The following is a 19,462-nucleotide window of genomic DNA, read 5'->3' on the forward strand; positions in this document are numbered from 1 at the left end:
CGGTTGAACGCAAGCTACGTTTGGAACCGGCCGACGGCCATCCGGTTCCGCCGGGCGGGTAGAATTGGTGTAATTCGTACTCGGAGCACCCCGTCATGAGCTCGCGCTTCGTCGTCGGCCTCGACCTCGGCACGACCAACAGTGCCCTCGCCTACGTGGACACCGGCGCCGGCAAGGACGCGAAGGTCGTCACCCTCCCCATCGCGCAGGTGGTGGCGCAGGGCGCGGTCGAGGAGCGCCCGCTGCTGCCGTCGTTCCTGTACCTGCCGGGCGAGGGCGAGCAACCGGCCGGGGCGCTCAAGCTGCCCTGGGACGCCAAGCGCGACTACACGGTGGGCGAGTTCGCACGGGCGTTCGGCTCGCAGGTGCCCACCCGGCTCGTTTCGAGCGCCAAGTCGTGGCTGTGCCACCCCGGCGTGGACCGCCGCGCCCCGATCCTGCCGACCCGCGCGCCCGACGCCGGCGCGCGAAAGGTGTCCCCGCTCGAAGCCAGCACCCGCTACCTGAAGCACATCGCGGAGGCGTGGAACGACTCGATCGCGAAGGACGTGGCCGACAACCGGCTCGAGGTGCAGGACATTGTGCTCACGGTGCCCGCGTCGTTCGATGCAGCGGCCCGCGAGCTGACGGTCGAGGCCGCCCGGGCCGCCGGGTTCGAGAACCTGACCCTCCTGGAAGAGCCGCAGGCGGCGTTCTACGCGTGGCTCGACCGCACCGGCGACGAGTGGCGCAAGCAGGTGAGCGTCGGCGAACTGGTGCTGGTGGCGGACGTGGGCGGCGGCACCACGGACTTCACACTCATTGAGGTGGGCGAAGAGGACGGGAGCCTGGCGCTGACGCGGCTGGCGGTGGGCGACCACCTGCTGCTCGGCGGCGACAACATGGACCTGACCCTCGCGTACCACGCGTCGCAGGCGCTGGCCGCGAAGGGGGCGCGGCTCGACGCCGGGCAGATGGTTCAGCTCACCTACGCCTGCCGCGGCGCGAAGGAGGAGCTGTTCGCGCGGCCCGACCTGCAAAGCGCGCCGGTCACGGTTCTGGGCAAGGGCCGGAGCCTCGTCGGCGGGAGCATCAAGCACGAGCTGACGCGCGCGGACGTCGTGCGGGTGCTGGTGGACGGCTTCTTCCCGGAGTGCCCGCGGGACGCGCTCCCCGCCCTGAACCGCACCTCGGGTCTGGCCGAGGTCGGGCTGCCATACGTGGCGGACGCGGGCATCACGCGGCACCTCGCGTCGTTCCTCTCGCGCCAGGCCGAGGCGCTGGCGAATCGCGAGGCGCCGAGCGCCGGAAAGAAGAAAAAGGCCGGCGCGTCGGCCCCGCCCCCGGCCGCAGGGGCCGCGACCGGCACGCCCGCGGCGGTGCTGTTCAACGGCGGGGTGTTCAAAGGCGACCCGCTCCGCGCCCGGCTGCTGAGCGTCCTCGGGGACTGGGCGCGGGCGGCCGGCGCCGAGCCGACGCGCGAGCTGCCCGGTGCGGACCTGGATTTGGCGGTGGCCCGCGGGGCTGCGTACTACGGCCTAGTGAAGCGCGGGAAGGGGGTTCGCATCCGGGGCGGGACGGCCCGCTCCTACTACATCGGCGTGGAAACAAACATGCCCGCGGTCCCGGGGTTCGCCCCGCCGGTCAAGGCGATTTGTGTCGCCCCGTTCGGCATGGAAGAGGGCACCGAGGCCGACGTGCCCAGCTACGAGGTGGGCGTGCGCGTCGGGACGGAGGCGGAGTTCCGGTTCCTGGGCTCGACGGTCCGCCGCGAGGACCCGCCCGGCGCAGTAGTCGAGGAATGGGAGGGGCAGATCGACGAACTGGCGCCGGTGAAGACCACCCTGGAAGTGACGGGACCCGCGCCGGGTGGCACAGTGGTGCCGGTCCACCTGTACAGCAAGGTGACGACAGTGGGACAGTTGGAGCTGTGGCTCCAATCCCGCGACGGCAAGCAGAAGTGGAAGCTGGAGTTCAACGCCCGCGAGGGGAAGTAGAATGGCGCCACCCGGAGGAGGTGCGGTATGGGCGTGCTAGCGGAATACCTGCGAGCAGAAGCGGAGCAACTCAAAAAAGAGAAGCTCCGGCGCGGTGAGATCCTACAAGAGTGGCTCGACGCGCTTAACGACTTGTACCGGCAGCTCCAAGAATGGCTGACAGTATGCGATCCGGAAAACCTCATTGACCGCACGATCGAGAAGATCCCCGGCGAGGAACTCGCGTTCGGAGATTACCAAGTACCGGTTCTCAAGCTCGCCTTGGTGGATCGAATCGTGCGATTCCTGCCGATGGCCCGGTTCGTGGCCGCGACGATCCGTCTGCCGGGACAAGCCACACCAGTGCGCGCGCAGGGAGGGGTTCAGCTCCGCGGGCTCGGCATGCGCACGTGCTATTTGTTCCGGGCGCCGGGCGGGAAGTGGTTCATTCAGAAAGAGTTCGAGCCGCTGAATGTCAACGGAAACGATGTCGTCCCACTGGACGCGGAGCGGTTTGAGGCGGTTGTTCGGGAGTCGTTCTGATGCGCACCCTCGATGACGCCTGGCGCTGGTATCAGGCGGTGGCCGAGGGGATGAAACGCTTGACACACCTCGCCAAATTCTGGGGCGAGTTCCCGTGGGAGCAATCCGACGAGTGGGTGGCCCGCGTCAAGCAGAATAATGTGCTCCGGCACGTGGAAGCCGTGCAAATGTCGGCAGAAGCCAAGGTCGTGAGCGATGAGCACGACGACTTGGCGGTACTCGTACTGTTCTCGGTGTTCGAGGCCGTCGTTCGCGATCGACTCCGATCCCAACTGGAGCCAGAAATCAGCCGGTTGAAGCACCCGAGTTTGGTACGAGCGGGGAAAGAGGTAGAAGAGACCATCGCGCACGGGAGCTTTGGCAAGTTACTCCAGGCATTCAAACTGAACGAACAAGAGAAAAACCTCGTCGAGCAGGTTAATCAGATACGAGCTTGGCGCAACTGGGTGGCTCATGGGCGAAGAGCGGAAATGCGGCCGGCGACCGAGGTACGTCCACGGGACGCGTATGAGCGGTTAAACGAGTTCCTTCAGCTCATCCAGAACTTCACGCCAGCGGATAGCACACCACCCGTAACACAACCGTAGCCGCAACGTAGCGATCCTATTCCCCTGACGGTATGATCGGGCTCCCGCCTTTGCTCTCGGAGCCCTACCATGCCCGCCCCACCTTCACTTCCGTCGCGCCGCGACCTCGTACGAACCGGCATCCTCTCGGCGCTCGGCCTTTCGCTCCCAAACTTGCTCCACGCAGAGCAGGCCCGTGCGAACCGGCGGCGCGAGAAGCACTGCATCTTCATCTACCAGTACGGTGGGCTGTCGCAGCTTGATTCCTGGGACCCGAAGCCCCACGCGCCCGCCGAGTTGCGCGGCCCGTACAAGCCCATTGCCACCGCGGTACCGGGGCTCAGGGTGGGCGAACTGATGCCGCAACTCGCGCGCAACGCGGACAAGTTCGCGGTGATCCGCTCGATGACACACCCGGTCCCGGTTCACGACCTCGCGAACAAGATGCTGCTCGCCGGGCGCCGCACGCCCGCCGGCGATGACCCGGCGTTCGGTTCGGTAATCGCGAAACTGAAGCCGTCCGTGGCCCGCGTCCCCGACTACGTCTGGCTTCAGAAGTTCGGCGGCGGTGCGGCCCCGCCCGATCCAACGTACCTGACCGGTGGCGCGCTGGGAGCGGCGCACGCCCCGTTGCTCGTCGGGAACAGCCACGACGACAACCTCGCAACCCCGGGGTATAAGGTGCGGGCGTTCGAGGGCGTCGGCGAAATGCCGCCGGCGCGAATCGCCGGCCGGCGCAAACTCCTGAATGAGCTCGACGGCAACAACCCGCTCACACCGCACCGCGCGAAGGCGTTCGACCTGATCACCGGCCCCGCCGCGCAAAAGGCGTTCGACATCGAGCAGGAGCCGCTGAAGGTGCGCGAGCGGTACGGCCTCAACCCGCTCGGGCAGAACCTGTTACTCGCCCGCCGTCTGGTTGAGGCCGGCGTGCGGCTCACGAGCGTGGTCGCGTGGACCGGCCTGAAGCCGCGCGAGAAGTTCATGAGCATCGAGACGTGGGACATGCACGGGAACGCGGGCGTTGACATCTTCGGCGACGGCTGGAACGGGCTCGGCTTCGCCCTCCCCCGGTGCGACCAAGCCGTTGCCGCGCTGATCGAGGACCTCTCCGACCGCGGACTGCTGGACGACACGCTGGTGATGCTGATCGGCGAGTTCGGGCGCACGCCGCGCATCTCGAAGGGCGCGACGGGCGTGAACGGCCGGGACCACTGGCCGAACTGCTACTCCGCGATGCTGGCTGGAGCCGGCGTACGCGGCGGTGCCGTGTACGGCGCATCTGACAGCACCGCGGCCTATGTGAAAGACGATCCGGTGTCGCTCGAAGACTTCAGCGCAACGCTCTACACCGCGTTGGGCGTCGATCCCGCGACCCGACTCTCGCCGGACGGCTTCACCCGCCCCGTGAGTACCGGTGAGCCCATCAGCGCGTTACTCGAATCGCGGGGGTGACACGCGAACCGTTCGCGCCGACACGTGTCAAATGAGAGTGATGGTGCCACGAGTTTGAGGCGCGAATGTCCGAATCGACCCCAGAAATGTTCGCCGCCGGTCCCATCGGTTGCTGGTCGACGGCGGAAGTACTGCCCTATGGAGAAGCTGTGTACTTCTACCCGAAAGGCATTGGGATTCACTTCGATTACAGCGGGTTAAGTTGTCAGGAAACTTACTTCGAGTGGGAAACGGCCAGCGATTCCTGTATTCGCATCCGCTGGCCCGAATCGTTCTGGGGTTGCGAGGGCGAAGAAGACGAGGAGCCAACAGGCGAGGGCTGGGAACTGGGCTCATACTCTGTTGCTAAAGGGGTGACACCTTACGGGGGAGTGCGGCGGCACCTGCGGACGATGTCTGGGGCACTGCTCGGATTAGACGAACTTTGGTACCAAGGACCTCTTCCGGACCGACCGGCAAGCGATTGGCCGCTCCGGGATCGGACGTATGTGGGGCATGAGCCCGAAAGCACCTGGATGCGTACCCTCGGGTGCCTCGTCGGCTTGTACCTCGCAATCGCCAGCTCCGCGTTCCTCGGCCTTCAGGCGCTTTTCGGCCACCGCTGACCCGTCGGCGGGTCAGCGGTCCTTCGTCCGCACGTCCACATCGACCTTGCGGTCCTTATCGTTGGCCCCCTTTCCGCGCCCCTGAATGTCAACGTCCGCGCCGGGCGTGCGAATTCGGATATCGGTTTCTTTTTCGCGTGCAGCAGGGGGCGTGCTCGGCGCCGGTCGCTCACACCCAACGAGCAGAGCGAGCGCAAAGGTGGCGGTAGTTAGAACCGTGGCGCGAACCGGCTTCATTTGTGGCTCCTGCATATCGATGCGTTCTCAAAACGATGGCCCCCGGCCACGCTTGCAACCGGCGCGCCGAACCAACTGGGGTTCACTTTCGCCCCGCCGGAACGCGATACTAAATGCGTCGCCTTCTGTGCCCGCAGGTTCTCAATGTCACGCATCCGCCAACTGCCGCCCGATGTCGTCAACAAGATCGCCGCGGGCGAGGTGATCGAGCGCCCCGCGTCCGTCGTTAAGGAACTGCTGGAAAACTCCATCGACGCCGGCGCCACCCGCATCGACATCGACCTCGACGCCGGCGGCACCGAACTCATTCGCGTCGTCGACGACGGGTGCGGGATCGACCCGGACGACCTCGCGCTGGCGTTCTCGCAGCACGCCACCAGCAAGCTCACCACCGCCGACGACCTGTTTCAGATCCGCACGATGGGGTTCCGCGGCGAGGCGCTCGCGTCGATCTCGGGCGTCGGCCAAATAACGCTCCAGTCGCGCACGCACACGGCCGCGAGCGGCTGCGAGGTGAAATGCGACGGCAACGGGATCTCCGACCCGCGCCCGTGGAACGGCGCCCCGGGGACGCGCATGGAGGTGCGGCACCTGTTCTACAACGTGCCGGTGCGGAAGAAGTTCCTCAAGAGCGTCGCCACCGAACTCGGGCACGTGTGCGAAACGGTCACACGCCTCGCGCTCGCGCACCCCGCGCTCCACATCACGCTGCGTCACAACAACCGCCTCGTGTACGACATCCCCGGCAGCGCCGGCCTCTTGGACCGCATCGCGCTGTTCTTCACCGGTGAGGTGCGCGACGCCCTCTACGAGATCGATTCCGGCGACGGCCCCATGCGGCTCCGGGGCTACATCGCGGACCCGAAGTGCGACCGCGGCAACTCGAAGCTCCAGTACCTGTTCGTGAACGGCCGCTGGTTCCGCGACCGGAGCCTGTCGCACGCCCTTCAAGAGTCGTACCGCGGGCTCCTGATGGCGGGCCGGTACACGATCGGCTTCTTGTTCCTCACGCTCCCGCCCGACAAGCTCGACGTGAACGTCCACCCGACGAAGTCCGAGGTGCGGTTCCAGGAGAACTCGCTGGTCTACTCGCTCGTGCGGGCCACCATCAAGCAGCGGCTGCTGAAAGAGAACCTCATCCCGCACCTGACGGTCCCGCAGGGCATCGAGGACGGCGCGCTCGCCGAGGAACCGGAGCCGAAGATCGAAACGCCGTCGCTGTTCACCTCGCCGCGGCGCGAGTTGGCGGAGCAGACCCTCGCGCCGTGGGAACTCGGGGCGGCTGCGGACCCGTTCTGGCGCACGCCCGCGGGCGTTCAGGTGCGCCAGGCACCCGCGGCACGAGAAGCGGAGCCGGTTCGCACCAGCACACCGGTCCGGCCGGCGTCATCGTCATCGTCATCGTTCGGGCCGTCACTGTTCACATCGCGCGTGACGGAGCCGCCATCACGCCCGGTTACGCCACCCTCACGCACAGCGGTTATCGACGCGCCAAGCGAAAGACCTGCGGCTCCCACTCTCTCTCCCTTTGAAGAGCAAGAGGAATCGGAGCCGTCTCCCGTTGACCGGACTGAAGAAGAGGAGAGCGCCGAAGTCGCGCCGAGCGAGTTCACCGCCCCAATCGCGCCCGAAGCGCCTCCGCCCCTCGCTCACCAGTTTGTGAGCGCTCCGCCGGTGGAGCAGATGAGCCCCGGGGAACCGCAAGAACGCGCACCGGCTCCCGCGCCACCGGCGCGAGCGAGCACCGCGCCACCCGTTGCGGGCGCGCCGGCCGGCTCCAGTTCCGCGATTCAGCTTCACGACTCGTATCTGGTGCTCGAAACGCCCGACGGAATGCTGGTCATCGACCAGCACGCGCTGCACGAGCGCATCCTGTTCGAGCAGCTCCGCCGGCGCATCCGCGCGGGCCAGCTCGAGGTGCAGCGGCTCCTGATCCCCGAGCCGGTCGACTTGCCCGCCGAGCAGGCCGCGCTCGTACTGGAGTGCGCCGACGCGCTCGCCGAACTGGGTCTGGACGTATCCGACTTCGGCGGCAACACGATCCTGCTATCGAGTTACCCCACGCTGCTGGGACGCAAGCCCCCGCACGTCATCTTGCGCGGGGTGATCGACCACATTGTGACGCAGGAGCGAGCCCCCACAAAGGAAGCGCTCCTCCACCTGCTGATGGCAACGATGGCGTGTAAGGCCGCGGTGAAGGCCGGTGACAAGCTCTCGTCGGAGGAGATCACGTACCTCCTCCACCTGCGTGAGATGGCCGAGGACAGTCACCACTGCCCGCACGGGCGCCCGACATCACTCCTCTTCAGCCGCGCCGAACTGGACAAGCAGTTCCGGCGCACGTGAGTTCCGGTGGCAGCGACGGTCACGGTCGCGGCCCGTGTAACGGGCGGGTGGGCTTCCGGGCGACGTTCGGTTACACTCAACCGGACGCCGCCCCGAGGAATCCACTCGCTATGCGCTTGTTGATCCCGCGCTTCGGCGCCCTCGCATTTCTCGCGCTGCCGGCGTGCGCGCCGGTGGCTACCGCGGCCACGACCACTTCTCCGCTCGCGTGCGCCGGCACAGAACCGTTGCTTACCGTCACCGAAGGGCTCGGTTCGCCCGCACTATTGGGTGTGATCCCTTCGTTCGTGCTGATTGGCCCGCTGGCGGTCGTCGCGGCACTATTCCCCGGAATGTTGGCGCGCCTGGCGATCGGGATGAGGCGCTGGCGCGCGTTTCTCGTCGTCGCGAGTCTGAACAGTACCCTCGCACTCGTGTACTTCGCGCTCGTCACGTACCGCCCGCACTGGCTCCCGCCGGGAAGCGGGTTCGGCCCCGCCGCAATCGCCGGTTACTTCACCCTTTTCGCTTTCGTCGGGCTCGTGTGGGCCGGGCGCCGCTACCGGCAGATGGCGGCCGACGCGCCTGAGGTCACCACATCGCCGGACCGCACAGAGATTCTTGCTCTGGCCGGCTTAACCGCCTTTGCGGCGCTCGGTACGGTCTTGACCGCTCTCTTCGCGGGCTGGGACAGCACCCTTCGCGTACCGATGCGAGAGTTCACGTTCATCGGGTTGGCGCTGCTCGCCGCCACGCTGTACGCCGGCTACCGCGCACTGACCCGCCGCGCCGATTTGGGCCCAGACGGTCGCGCGCCCGCCGTGCGGCTCAGCCTTCCCGGTGAGGCGGTCGCGCTCGGAACGCTCGTGCTGTGCGGGTTCGCAACCGTGTTACTCACGAGCGCTCCGAACAGCGGTCCGGTCGCGACCGGTACCGAAACCGGCGATGCCGAAACGGTTTTCGGGCCGCGCCTCGTTGGCGAGCCCGTTGCGATCGCGGCGTTCGAACTTGAGGGCGACAAAAGGGAACGGGTGTTCGGCCGGGTCATGTCGAACCTCGCCCTCGACGGCGAGCGCCTCGTGTTCGGGATCAGCGTGAGCACGGCCGACGGGCGCGTGCTCTGCGTGAACCGCGCAACTGGAAAAGTAGAATGGGCTCTCGACGACCCGGACTTAAAAGCGGTCTTCTGCACGCCTACCGTCGTAAACGGAAAGGTGTACTGCGGCGAGGGAATGCACGAGGACCGCGGCCGGCGCCTGTTCTGCGTCGGTGCCGGCACCGGCTCTCCCGTCTGGAAGGAGCCGTTCAAAACCGCGAGCCACACCGAAGGGGCGCCGGCGGTCGCGGGCGGTAAGGTGTATTTCCCGGCCGGCGACGACGGGCTTTACTGTGCCGACGCCGACACCGGCGCGCCGGTGTGGCAGTTCAAGGGCGGTCAAGAAAAGGGCATCCACATCGACGCGGCGCCCGTCGTGAGCAACGGAACCGTATTCGTCGGCAGCGGACTGTACTCCTACGTCGCGGTCGCGCTCGACGCCATGACGGGGGCAGAGAAGTGGCGTACCGACCTCGGGCTGCGCGTGTTCGGTCAGCCGCTTGTGAGCGACGGGAACGTGTTTTACGGCGTCGGCACCGGAAACATGGGCGCCGACGTGTGGCATTACGACGAAGAGGGTACGGTGCGTGACGCGGAGGCGGCAGGGGCCGTGTGCTGTCTCGATGCGAAGACCGGAAAAGAGAAGTGGCGGTACCCGCTACCGCGGTCGGTTCACACGGGGCTCGCCGCCGACGCGTTCTCGATCTACGCCGGTTGCCGCGACGGGTTCGTGTACGCACTCGACCGGCGCACCGGTAAGCTCCGCTGGAAGGCTGGTATCGGCAGTTCGGTAACGAGCGCGCCGGCGGTAGCCGCGGAGGGCGGATTCCCGGTAGCCGTCTATGCGGTGTCACGCGAAGGACGGATGTTCTGTTTGAACCCACAGACGGGAGCGGTGGTGTGGTGGCGCGGCGCATTACCCGGCTACGATTGGGCCGGACGTGACGAGAACAACATCATGTGTACGCCCCTGGTGCTCAGCACCGCGACGAGCGCCGGGAGCAAGCGAACGATCTACTTCGGGGCGCACCTAACAGACCCGAACCCGAACGTCCGCCACGTCGCGGTATTCAAGTTCGAGGATGTGATCGGAGAGTGACGGTCAGCCGGTTCCGCGGCCCGATGCCCGCGCGACGGTCGTTGGCCGGGTTCCGCGTTGAGGTTTTACCCATGCACAGGATTGTGTCCGTCCACTCGCCGGCCGGCGCCGACACGAGCAACCTGACCGCCCACCTTGCTGCGTCGATCGCGCGACGGGGCAAGCGCGTCGGGGTGATCGAGATCGGCGCCACCGCGACCAGATTGCGTACCCTTTTTGACCTCAATTCCGACCACATCATTCATACCTTGAGCGATCACCTGATCGGTCGATGCACCCTCCGGGACGCGGCTTATCACGTGCCCCTGGCCGAAATGCCCAACACCGGGAGCGTACACCTGATCCCGGCGGGACCGTTCACCGTTGAATACGACGCCGAATCACTCGGCGCAGCCTTCGGTACGATCGCCGACGCGCTGACCCTCGACGTCCTGTTTGTCGACGCACCAAGTGGGCTGGGCGAAGACGCGCTGTTAATCGCGGCCGCAGCCGACCGGGTGGTGCTCGTGCTGCGCCCGAATCGGCAGGATTACCAAACCACCGCAGTCGCGGTTGAGGTCGTTCGGCGGTTGGGCATTCCTGATACCGCGCTGGTGCTCAGCGAGGTACCCGGCTCTCTCGACCGCGCCGCGTTGCTTCGAGACTTGGAGCGGGCGTTCGGAGTCGCACGTGGGGCCGTACTGCCAATCGCGAGCGAGGCGCCCGAGCCGGCCGCAATGCATCTGCCAGGTCACCCGCTCGCCCGAGCCGTTGCTGCCGTGGCCACACAGTTCGGGCTGGCTTGAAGGTATCTACAGTGGTCGCGGTCGAAGCGGCCCGCGTTCCTTGCAGCCGAAGCAGCACGTAAGCCTCACCTGACGGCTCCGCCAAGCAGGCGGTCGCGGTTGCGCGGCGCGTTCCCAAACGTTACCGACGGCCCCGTCCACGTTCTCGCCTTTCCCAGACGGTATGCGGCGCATCGCGCGGCAAAAAACGAGACGCCTGCGACCGGCATAGGAAAGGCGGCCCTGGGCCGTTGTGCTCAGAGGCCGAACACGTTAAAATTGTCAACTTTAAACGCATCGGGGTGTCCCCGCCCGCGTGATCTGTCTGGAAATGCCGCGACGGACATTGCAACGTCTGCCGGGGCCAACGCGGTTAGCGTGGTAGCGACAACAGTGGAACTGGCCGCGACAACGGCCAAGGCCGACGGTAACCGTTAGCCCCGTGCAAGAACTCGCTCGTAATAAATGGCTCAGTCAAGCGCCTTCTTGGCAATCATGCTGCGGCCTTCCGCCGTGTCCCGATTTGCTGCCTCGTCGGTTAAGCCGTCGAGGCAGTCATCTGCCTGACAAAGGCCACGGCTTTGACTGTCAACACAGCGCACGTGCGTGAGCGGTTGTTAAAACGAGTCGCTCGGCTCGCCGGTTCGGGGGATTGCCCGCGTGGATGATCTGGCGTGGTACCTGTTGGTCTGGGGGGCGGTGACCGTCCCGGGCGTACTGATCGGCTGGCTGCGGGTGTTTCCGAAAGCCGGTCAGCCGGGATGGGCCGCGTTGGTGCCGTTCTACAACATCTACGTCCTCATCGTGGGCGTCGCGAAACTGAGCCTGCTCTGGTACGTTCTCATATTCGTGCCGGTGGTCCAGGTGATCGCGGCCATCCTCGTGAACCTTGAAGTCGCGAAACGGTTCGGCAAGAGCGAAGCGTTCGGGCTGGGGTTGACACTTCTCGGGTTCATCTTCTACCCGCTCCTCGGGTTCAGTTCGGACCGTTATCAGGAAACCGGAACGGCCCTTTCCGACCAACGGTAAGCGTCGGTTCGCGGTCGAATGGAAGCCACGCCCCGCGAGCCCGCGGCGCGGGAACCCCGATGTCGATGGAATCGCATGAGGCCCGAGCGGGGCCGCATTCCGCCGCCCGTAACGAAGTTACCTGTTCCGCGGGGCGCAACACCGGGGTAAACTGCGGGAAGGCAGAAGTTCCCCCCGCCGCGCTATTCCGGCCCGCCGTCCGCCGACTTAAGTAGGTATCTCGTTCCCCGCTCTCGCTTCTCGACACAGAACTAGCCCGGAGCCGTTCCGATGATCGATGTCGTGCTGAACCGCCAACCGCACGCGAACTGTACGGGCACCTCACGCCGGGACTTCCTACGGGTCGGGGCACTGGCCGGGCTGTCGCTCCCGTCGCTGCTCCAGGCGGAAGCGCGAGCTACGTCTCCGGGAACCGGGGCGCGGGCGAAGTCGGTGGTGCTGGTGTTCCTCGGCGGCGGCCTCTCGCACCACGACAGCTTCGACCCGAAACCGGACGCCCCCGACGACGTGCGCGGAAAGTACGCCACCATCCCGACCGCCGTTCCGGGGCTCCTGGTCAGTGAACGGTTGCCCCGAATGGCGCAGGTCATGAACCGGCTCGCGCTGGTCCGCTCGGGCGCCCACAACAACGATCACCACGAGACCGCGACCAACTGGGTGCTGTCCGGGCGGTTCGGCACGCCGTTCGGTGATTACCCTGCGGTCGGCGCGGTGGTCGCACACGAAACGGGGTTCAGCGGCACACTCCCCCCCTACGTGGCAGTGCCGCGGAACCCGTCGTTCACATGGGAACTGGGCAAGAGCGCGTTCCTGGGCGGCCGGTACGAGTCGTTCAAGGCCGGCGACCCGAACCAAGTGAACTACAAAGTACAAGACCTTTCTTCAGAAGCGGACGCCAAGAAAGCCGCGCGACGCGACACCCTGCTAAAAGCCGTCGACGGGCTCGCAAAGAGGGTCGAAGGCAACGACCAAATCGCAACTTACGATGAGTTCCACGCGCGGGCGCGCGAGATGGTGTTGTCGACCGAGGCACGCAGCGCGTTCGCGATCGAGCGCGAGCCCGAGAAGTTGCGCAACCGCTACGGGCGCAGCACCGCGGGCCAATCGATGCTGTTGGCCCGGCGCTTGGTGGAGAGCGGGGTGCGGTTCGTGACGGTGAACTACGGCGGCTGGGACCATCACGGGAAAATCTTCGAGGGGTTGGATAAAAAGCTCCCCGAGTTCGATCAAGCCGTTTCGGCACTCGTCGAGGACATGAGCGCCCGCGGGACGTTCGAGAACACGCTCCTGGTCGTGATGGGCGAGTTCGGTCGCACGCCGAAGATCAACAAGGACGCGGGCCGCGACCACTGGGGACAGGCGGCCTCGCTGCTGTTCGCCGGGGCCGGCGTGAAGCCGGGCCTGGTGCTCGGGAAAACCGACCGCCAAGGCGCCTACACGACCCAGCGGCCGGTGACCCCGGCGGACGTCGCGCACACGATCCTGGACGCGATGGGGATCGATCCGCGGAAGCAACTTACGACCCCGGACGGTCGGCCGCTTGAGGTGCTGGACCAGGGCGAGACCGTGAAGGAACTGTTCGAGTGACAGTTTCCGAAACGCGATCGCGTTGGAGCAACCCTCCTCTGCAACGGGGCCGGAACACCCGGTCCCAATAAGCCGACCGGTTCCGCGGGGTTACCCGGCGGCGCACGATTGCACTTTGCGGCGTGCGCGACCGGCGAGCCAGAACCCGCCGAGCAGCACGCCCGCGGTAACGGCCAAACCGGCCGCGACACCCTTGAACGGAACGGCCGATCCCTCTTTTTTCGGGTTGGTCTTCGGCTCCTCGTACCCCTCGCCCTCGACCTTCACTTTCATACCGGTTTTGGCGTCGATTGCGGCAACGGTGTGTGTCCACTTGACCGATTTGCCTTTAACCTGATTCGATACCGTGGCCGTGCTGGCAAAATTGAGCCGGTGCGCCCCTTTGACCTTGTTCGCCTTTAGCGCCTCGAACAGTTCGGCGTCGGTTTTGAACCCCTTGGCCACATCTTGTGGGACGGCGAACAGGGACACGAACGAGCGCTGCCCGCCCGCATCCACCGCTTTCGCCTGACCGGCAGTGAGTTCCAACTTCTCGTGGGCAAACTGCGGCGCACCGAAACCGCTACTCACCTGCTGAACGAACACGTGCCCGGTCACGTCTTTACCGAGCACGACCTCGTTGGTCACCGACACGTATTTCTTGCCCTTCGGCGGCGGCGGGGGCGGCACGTCGGCAGCGGCAGCGTTTGCGAGCAAAAGTGCGGCGACCAGCGCGGGGATCAGCTTCTTCATGGGAGTTCCTGGTTGTGACGCCGGGACCGTTACCCAACCAGACGGGGACCGGCCTCGTTCGGATTGGGCCGGTGGGTCGGTCGCAGGCGAAAGAGGAACCGCACGCACCAGAGTCCTCCGAGCACCATCGCGAGAGCAAACGCCGACGCGGCAACGTACCACTGCCAGAGAGGTGAGCGACTCGTGCGCACGATCTCCGGGGTGCCGGCCCCCGCCCGAACGCTGTAACTCAACGTCACGTCGCCCGGCCCCCAACTGGGCAAGGTCTCGCGCGAGTAGAACGTCCGACCGACGGCGCGGACCTTGCCGACCACGACCGCGTCGGCGAGCGCCTTGGCGTTCGGATAGGCCCCGGCGTCGGCCTTGGGCACGATCAGCAGTTCGGCCCGATCGTGGTAGCGCCCGGCGAACTCCAGTGTAGTTCCCGGCGCCAGCGGAACGAACTCGTACTCGTCCGCGAACTTCGGCAGGCCGTAGCTCCTGACGAACACCCCGATGTGGTCCGGCAGCGCGTCCGCAACTTCGATGCGCGTCGTTGTGACGTTCGCGTGTTTCGTCGCGGGCAGGAGCGGCCCCATGTCGGCGCGTGCCGGCGGCGCGGTCAGCAGCGCGGCGGCCAACGCCAGCGGTGCCAGCTTCATCGGTCGATCTCCCCCATGACCACGTCGATGCTCCCCACGATTGCGGGCACGTCGGCGACAAGGCAGCCTTTACACAGCTCACCCGCAACGCTCAGATTGGCAAAGCAACTCGACCGCGCCCGCACCCGGAGCGGCACGTTCTCCTTCGCCGGCCGCCCGACAATATGGAACCCCATTTGCCCGCGCGGGCACTCGGTTTCGACGTAGCACTCGCCTGGGCTGAGGTGCCGCGGCGGCTCCACCCGGTGCGCGTACCGGGTGCGCATCAACTCCGCGAGCTTGGCGTCGTCGGCCTTTGCGTCGTCGGCGGAGAGCGTCGGCTTACGGGCCGCGAACTCGGCCTTCGTCTTCTCGCCCTCGGTGTGCAGGGCGTCGTACCGGGCCGCGGCCTGCTCCACGATTTTGATCGCCTCCACGACTTCGAGCATCCGGACGTAGAACCGGTGCCAGCAGTCGCCCACGACCGCGCCCGGCGGCGCGCGGTCGAACGGCGGCAGCGGCACGTCGAAGGTGTACCGCTCGTAGCCGGAGTACGGCTCGGTTTTGCGCAGGTCCCAGCCCGGGTCGCCCTTGGTGCGGTCGAGCGACGCGCGGAGCATCGGGCCGGTGCAGCCATAGTCGAGCGCCATTTCTTTCGTGAGAACTCCGATGCCGGCGGTGCGCTTCACGAAAATGTGGTTGTCGGTCAGAAGCGCGTGGTACTCCGGGATGCGGGGTTTGAAGTAGCTGACGAAGGCGCGCACCCGGGCGGTGAAGTCCGGCGGCAGGTCGTCGTGCGCGCCGCCAATCGTGAGGTAGCTGTATGTGAGCCGGGCGCCGCACACGTCCTCGAAGAGGTCAAGGATGTGCTCCCGCTCGCGGAAGGCGTACAGGAACGGGCTGAACGTGCCCAGATCGAGGCCGTAAGCCCCCATCCCGACGAGGTGCGAGGCGATCCGGTTCAGCTCCCCGATCAGGACGCGGATGACCTGCGCCTTCTCGGGCACCTTGAGCCCGCACAGCTTCTCGACCGCCAGCGAGAACCCGAGGTTCATGTTCATCGCGGCGAGGTAGTCCATCCGGTCCGTGTACGGGATGAACTGGATCGGCGTCACGTTCTCGCCGACCTTCTCGGCGCACCGGTGCAGGTACCCGAGGTGCGGCGTCACCTCCGTGACCACCTCGCCGTCGGTGCGGAGCACCAGCCGCAGCACCCCGTGCGTGCTCGGGTGCTGCGGCCCCATGTTGACGAGCATCTCGTCGGTGCGGACGTCGAACTCGACGACGGTCTGGTCTTCGGGTGGCACGGGAGAGGCCCTTTCGGCTCGGCGTCACGCCTTGTTCAGTACCCGCTTGTCCATGAAGAGCGCGTTGGGGAACGTCAGCCCGCGCAACTCGTACCCCTTTTCGGCGAACAACTGGCTCAGCTCGGGCCGGTGGGCCAGCGTACCGGTGACCAGCGTTTCGACGCAAACCACCTTCGGGCGGAACCGGCCGAAGTCGAGCGTCCTCAGCACCGCGAGGTCGAGCCCCTCGATGTCCACCGAGAGGAAGTCCGGGGCCACCCCGCCGAAGTGGTCCGCGATCACCCGGTTGATGTTCAGCAGCGGCGTCTTCACCACCCGGACCAGCCGGTGCTCGGTGGTGCGCTCCAGGTGCTCGACCTGGGCTTTGTCGAACGTGTTCAACTGGTCCGCGGTCAGCACGTAGTAATCGGCCTCGGTCGCGTCCGTGACGCCGATGCCGGCCGCCAGCACCGTGTCACCGGGGCGCACGCTTTTGAGACGATCGGTGTAAGCCACGTTCGGTTCCACGAGCACGCCCCGCGCGCCGCGGGTGTAGAACAGGTACGTGTTGTTCGACGCCACCGGGTCGTACGCGCCGACGTCCAGGTAGGTCGGCTTCTCGACCCGCACCGACGCCAGCAGCCCGGCCGCAACGATGTCTTCGCCAAACTGGGCGTAAGACGGTTTCGCTTCGTTCGGCATCGCCGGCGCGGGCTCGGCCGGCAGCACCGGCTTCGGGCTCCACGCCCACCCGGGCGGCTTGGCGGCGGCGAGCCCACCGGCACCGCCGACCAGCCCGGCCGCGCCGCCGAGCAACCCGCCGAACAGAAACGAACGCCGCGGCGGGGGCGGCGCAACGGGATCAGAGGGCGAGATCGGTTCCATGTGGCACCGCCTGGGGTCGGTTGGTGGTGGCGATTGTAGCGGCAGCGGACGCGGTGCGATATGCTGTACCCACTCCTCCCGTACCGGAACCCGAACCGATGCTCGCTCTTGTGCTCGCTTCGACCCTCGCCGCCGACCTGCCGGTCGCGCCCCCGCCGCGCCCCGTGGACCCGTTCGCCAAGTGGGAGAAGAACATTCTCGCGCACGAGAAGCGGCTGGCCGCGGCCCCTCCCAAACCCGGGAGCGTGTTCTTCGCGGGCAGTTCCAGCATCGTGGGCTGGGACGTGAAAAAGTTTTTTCCGGGAGCCGGATACGTCAACGTCGGGTTCGGCGGCTCGGTGATCGCGGACAGCACTCATTTCGCGCACCGCATTCTGACCCCGTACAAGCCCGGCACGGTCGTGTTCTACGCCGGCGACAACGACATCGGCCGCGGGATCAAACCCGAGCAGGTGGCGGCCGATTTCAAAGCCTTCGTCGCGACGGTCCGCAAGGACAACCCGTCGTGCCGAATACTGTTCGTGGCCGTGAAACCGAGCCTCGCACGGTGGAAACTCTTTGAGGCACAAAAGAAGGCGAACGCCCTGGTCCGCGCCTACTGCGAGAGCGAGACGGGGCTGGTGTTCGTGGACGTCGTTCCGCTGATGCTCGGTTCCGACGGCAAACCGGTCCCGGAACTGTTCGTGAAGGACGGGCTGCACATGACACCCAAGGGTTACGAGTTGTGGACCGAGGCGATCAACAAAGCGTTACGCTGAGCCAGTTTTCGTGCGCTTCGCGGGCCACGCCGCCTTGTTCGCGCCGGCGTTTTTTGAGAGCCCTCGCGGCTCGGAGCACCCGATTCGCATGGTAGCAGCACCCCAGCGGACCGCCAGCGAGTTGCCAGTCCAGCGGTAGCAGATGTCCCGTCCGCACCCCACCGAGCGCCCTCTCGCTCGGTGCCGTAACCCCCGTTACAGTGCCCGGTGCGAGTTGAGAGCAGCTCTCCACCCGCCACAATTCAACCGCTTCGCTGACTTCGAGCCCCCGGCCTGCTGGCGTGGGCGGTTCGACCAATTGCCGTCGAACCGTCCACGGCCGCAGGCGGGTATAGCCTCAGCGTGGTTGTTTTCGGACCTCTGCGCGGGGCCGGCGGGTTCGAGTGAATCGGCAGTCGCTCCGCTCTAACGGCTGATGGCAGTGGCCGCCGGAACCACTTTGCACCGTGCGACAGGCATGGTTCCGGCGGTACAATTCGCATTTACTCACCTTTCGTCACGGCACCACGGAGACGGTGACATGAGCACCTGCCAACGGGTCGGCTTCGCCCTGACGTTGTTGGTCACCGTCGGCAGTTACGGCACCGCCGCCGAAGTGTACGTCTCCCCAACCGGACGCGACGACGCCAACGGCACCCTGGAACGGCCGTTCGCCACCATCCAGCGCGCGCAGGCGGCGGTCGGCCCGGGCGATACCGTCTTCGTCCGCGGCGGCACCTACAAGCTGACCGAATCCGGCATCGCCCGGAAGCACCGGATCTGGGCGTATGTCACCGAGTTGAGCAAGAGCGGCGAGCGGGGCAAACCGATCCGCTACTTCGCCTACAAGGACGAGCGCCCGGTGTTCGATCTGTCCGCGGTCAAGCCGGACGGGTTACGGGTGAACGCATTCTTTGTTAGCGGGTCCTGGGTTCACCTCCGGGGCTTCGAGGTGGTCGGAGTCCAGGTAACGGCCAAGGGGCACACCCAGTCCATCGGGTTCGAGAACGCCGGCAGCCACAACGTGTACGAGCGGCTCACGGTCCGCGACGGGCAAGCGATCGGCTTCTACGTCACCCGCGGGTCGGACAATCTGGTACTCAACTGCGACGCGCACAACAACCACGACGCCACCTCCGAGGACGGCAAGGGAGGGAACGTGGACGGGTTCGGGTGCCACCCGACGAAGGGCGGCACCGGGAACGTGTTCCGCGGGTGCCGCGCGTGGCTCAACAGCGACGACGGGTTCGACTGCATTAACGCCCACGAACCGGTGGTGTTCGAGCACTGCTGGGCGTTCCGCAACGGGTACTCGGCTAAAGGGGACCGGTTGGCGGACGGGAACGGGTTCAAGGCCGGCGGCTATGGGAGCACCCCGGCGGCCCGGCTCCCGGACCCGGTTCCCCGACACGTGGTCCGGTTCTGTCTGGCGGTCGGCAACAAGAACAGCGGGTTCTACGCCAACCACCACCCCGGCGGGTGCGACTGGGTGAACAACACCGCGTCCCGCAACGGCGCCGACTTCAACATGCTCGGCCGGAAGGCCGACAACACGACGGACGTGGACGGGTACGGACACAAGCTGGTCAACAACCTGATCTACCCGCCGCGGCGTGGCGTGGTGCGGATGGACGCGACGAAGTGCGAACGGGCCGGCAACTCGTTCGACCTCGACCTGAAACTGGCAGACAAGCACTTCTTGAATCTGGATGAAGCGGAGTTGACCCGCGCACGCCAAGCGAATGGCGGTTTGCCCGAAATCGATCTCCTACGGCCGGTCGCGGGCAGCCCACTGGTCGGGGCGGGAACGGATGCTCCCGCGAAAGGGGGCGAGAAGCCAAACGTCGGTGCGCTTGGGCCGAAGCCCTGACGACGGCAGCAATCGCAAAGGGTGCCACTGCCGGATCGATCCTGGGACACGTACCCGGTAATACCGCCGCT

General features: G+C 66.4%; 17 protein-coding genes. 12 read left to right on the forward strand and 5 right to left on the reverse strand.

Features of this window, described 5'->3' with window-relative positions:
- The first annotated feature begins 95 nt into the window (after positions 1–95).
- From R5W23_RS26040 to R5W23_RS26060, 5 genes are all read left to right on the forward strand, one after another.
- Positions 96–1,976, forward strand: a complete 1,881-nt coding sequence (locus R5W23_RS26040; RefSeq protein ID WP_261190668.1) for an Hsp70 family protein — start codon at positions 96–98, stop codon at positions 1,974–1,976.
- 27 nt (positions 1,977–2,003) lie between these two features.
- Positions 2,004–2,498, forward strand: a complete 495-nt coding sequence (locus R5W23_RS26045) for a hypothetical protein (RefSeq protein ID WP_320688885.1) — start codon at positions 2,004–2,006, stop codon at positions 2,496–2,498.
- A complete protein-coding gene (locus R5W23_RS26050; protein WP_320688886.1) occupies positions 2,498–3,085 on the forward strand; it encodes a hypothetical protein in 588 nt (195 codons plus the stop codon). Before R5W23_RS26045 ends, R5W23_RS26050 begins: the two co-directional genes overlap by 1 nt.
- A 69-nt stretch (positions 3,086–3,154) precedes the next feature.
- A complete protein-coding gene (locus tag R5W23_RS26055; RefSeq protein ID WP_320688887.1) occupies positions 3,155–4,519 on the forward strand; it encodes a DUF1501 domain-containing protein in 1,365 nt (454 codons plus the stop codon).
- 65 nt (positions 4,520–4,584) lie between these two features.
- Complete coding sequence (locus R5W23_RS26060) at positions 4,585–5,124, forward strand: hypothetical protein (RefSeq protein ID WP_320688889.1); 540 nt, start codon at positions 4,585–4,587, stop codon at positions 5,122–5,124.
- A gap of 12 nt (positions 5,125–5,136) precedes the next feature.
- On the opposite strand, the gene R5W23_RS26065 is transcribed toward R5W23_RS26060, so the two are convergent.
- Positions 5,137–5,361, reverse strand: coding sequence for a hypothetical protein (locus tag R5W23_RS26065; RefSeq protein ID WP_320688890.1), 225 nt, complete (start codon positions 5,359–5,361; stop codon positions 5,137–5,139).
- A gap of 144 nt (positions 5,362–5,505) precedes the next feature.
- On the opposite strand from R5W23_RS26065, the gene mutL reads away from it, so the two are divergent.
- The 5 genes from mutL to R5W23_RS26090 all read left to right on the forward strand — a co-directional run bounded on the left by mutL (position 5,506) and on the right by R5W23_RS26090 (position 13,261).
- Positions 5,506–7,707 carry a DNA mismatch repair endonuclease MutL gene (gene mutL / locus R5W23_RS26070; RefSeq protein WP_320688891.1) on the forward strand — a complete coding sequence of 734 codons (2,202 nt, stop codon included), beginning with the start codon at positions 5,506–5,508 and terminating at the stop codon, positions 7,705–7,707.
- Positions 7,708–7,817: 110 nt separating this feature from the next.
- Positions 7,818–9,881 (forward strand): PQQ-binding-like beta-propeller repeat protein, encoded by a 2,064-nt coding sequence (locus R5W23_RS26075; protein ID WP_320688892.1) that lies wholly within the window; start codon positions 7,818–7,820, stop codon positions 9,879–9,881.
- A 71-nt stretch (positions 9,882–9,952) separates the two neighbouring features.
- Positions 9,953–10,666: a MinD/ParA family ATP-binding protein gene (locus tag R5W23_RS26080; RefSeq protein WP_320688893.1), complete on the forward strand. Its 714-nt coding sequence runs from the start codon at positions 9,953–9,955 to the stop codon at positions 10,664–10,666.
- Positions 10,667–11,305: 639 nt separating this feature from the next.
- A complete protein-coding gene (locus R5W23_RS26085; RefSeq protein ID WP_261190359.1) occupies positions 11,306–11,674 on the forward strand; it encodes a DUF5684 domain-containing protein in 369 nt (122 codons plus the stop codon).
- Positions 11,675–11,944: 270 nt separating this feature from the next.
- On the forward strand, positions 11,945–13,261 hold the full coding sequence (locus tag R5W23_RS26090; RefSeq protein WP_261190358.1) for a DUF1501 domain-containing protein: 1,317 nt from the start codon (positions 11,945–11,947) through the stop codon (positions 13,259–13,261).
- A 90-nt stretch (positions 13,262–13,351) separates the two neighbouring features.
- On the opposite strand, the gene R5W23_RS26095 is transcribed toward R5W23_RS26090, so the two are convergent.
- The 4 genes from R5W23_RS26095 to R5W23_RS26110 are packed head-to-tail and all read right to left on the reverse strand — an operon-like array spanning position 13,352 to position 16,784.
- The gene (locus tag R5W23_RS26095; RefSeq protein WP_320688894.1) at positions 13,352–13,993 is read right to left on the reverse strand and encodes a hypothetical protein; all 642 of its coding nucleotides are present in this window, start codon (positions 13,991–13,993) and stop codon (positions 13,352–13,354) included.
- 29 nt (positions 13,994–14,022) lie between these two features.
- Positions 14,023–14,634: a hypothetical protein gene (locus R5W23_RS26100; RefSeq protein WP_320688895.1), complete on the reverse strand. Its 612-nt coding sequence runs from the start codon at positions 14,632–14,634 to the stop codon at positions 14,023–14,025.
- A complete protein-coding gene (locus R5W23_RS26105) occupies positions 14,631–15,920 on the reverse strand; it encodes an NADH-quinone oxidoreductase subunit D (RefSeq protein ID WP_320688896.1) in 1,290 nt (429 codons plus the stop codon). Before R5W23_RS26105 ends, R5W23_RS26100 begins: the two co-directional genes overlap by 4 nt.
- Before the next feature lie 24 nt (positions 15,921–15,944).
- On the reverse strand, positions 15,945–16,784 hold the full coding sequence (locus tag R5W23_RS26110) for an FkbM family methyltransferase (RefSeq protein WP_320688897.1): 840 nt from the start codon (positions 16,782–16,784) through the stop codon (positions 15,945–15,947).
- Positions 16,785–16,882: 98 nt separating this feature from the next.
- On the opposite strand from R5W23_RS26110, the gene R5W23_RS26115 reads away from it, so the two are divergent.
- Positions 16,883–17,542 (forward strand): GDSL-type esterase/lipase family protein, encoded by a 660-nt coding sequence (locus tag R5W23_RS26115; protein WP_320688898.1) that lies wholly within the window; start codon positions 16,883–16,885, stop codon positions 17,540–17,542.
- A 520-nt stretch (positions 17,543–18,062) separates the two neighbouring features.
- Complete coding sequence (locus R5W23_RS26120; protein WP_320688899.1) at positions 18,063–19,391, forward strand: right-handed parallel beta-helix repeat-containing protein; 1,329 nt, start codon at positions 18,063–18,065, stop codon at positions 19,389–19,391.
- The last annotated feature ends 71 nt before the right edge of the window (positions 19,392–19,462 follow it).

The organism is Gemmata algarum, from assembly GCF_034097035.1.
Lineage (GTDB): Bacteria > Planctomycetota > Planctomycetia > Gemmatales > Gemmataceae > Gemmata > Gemmata algarum.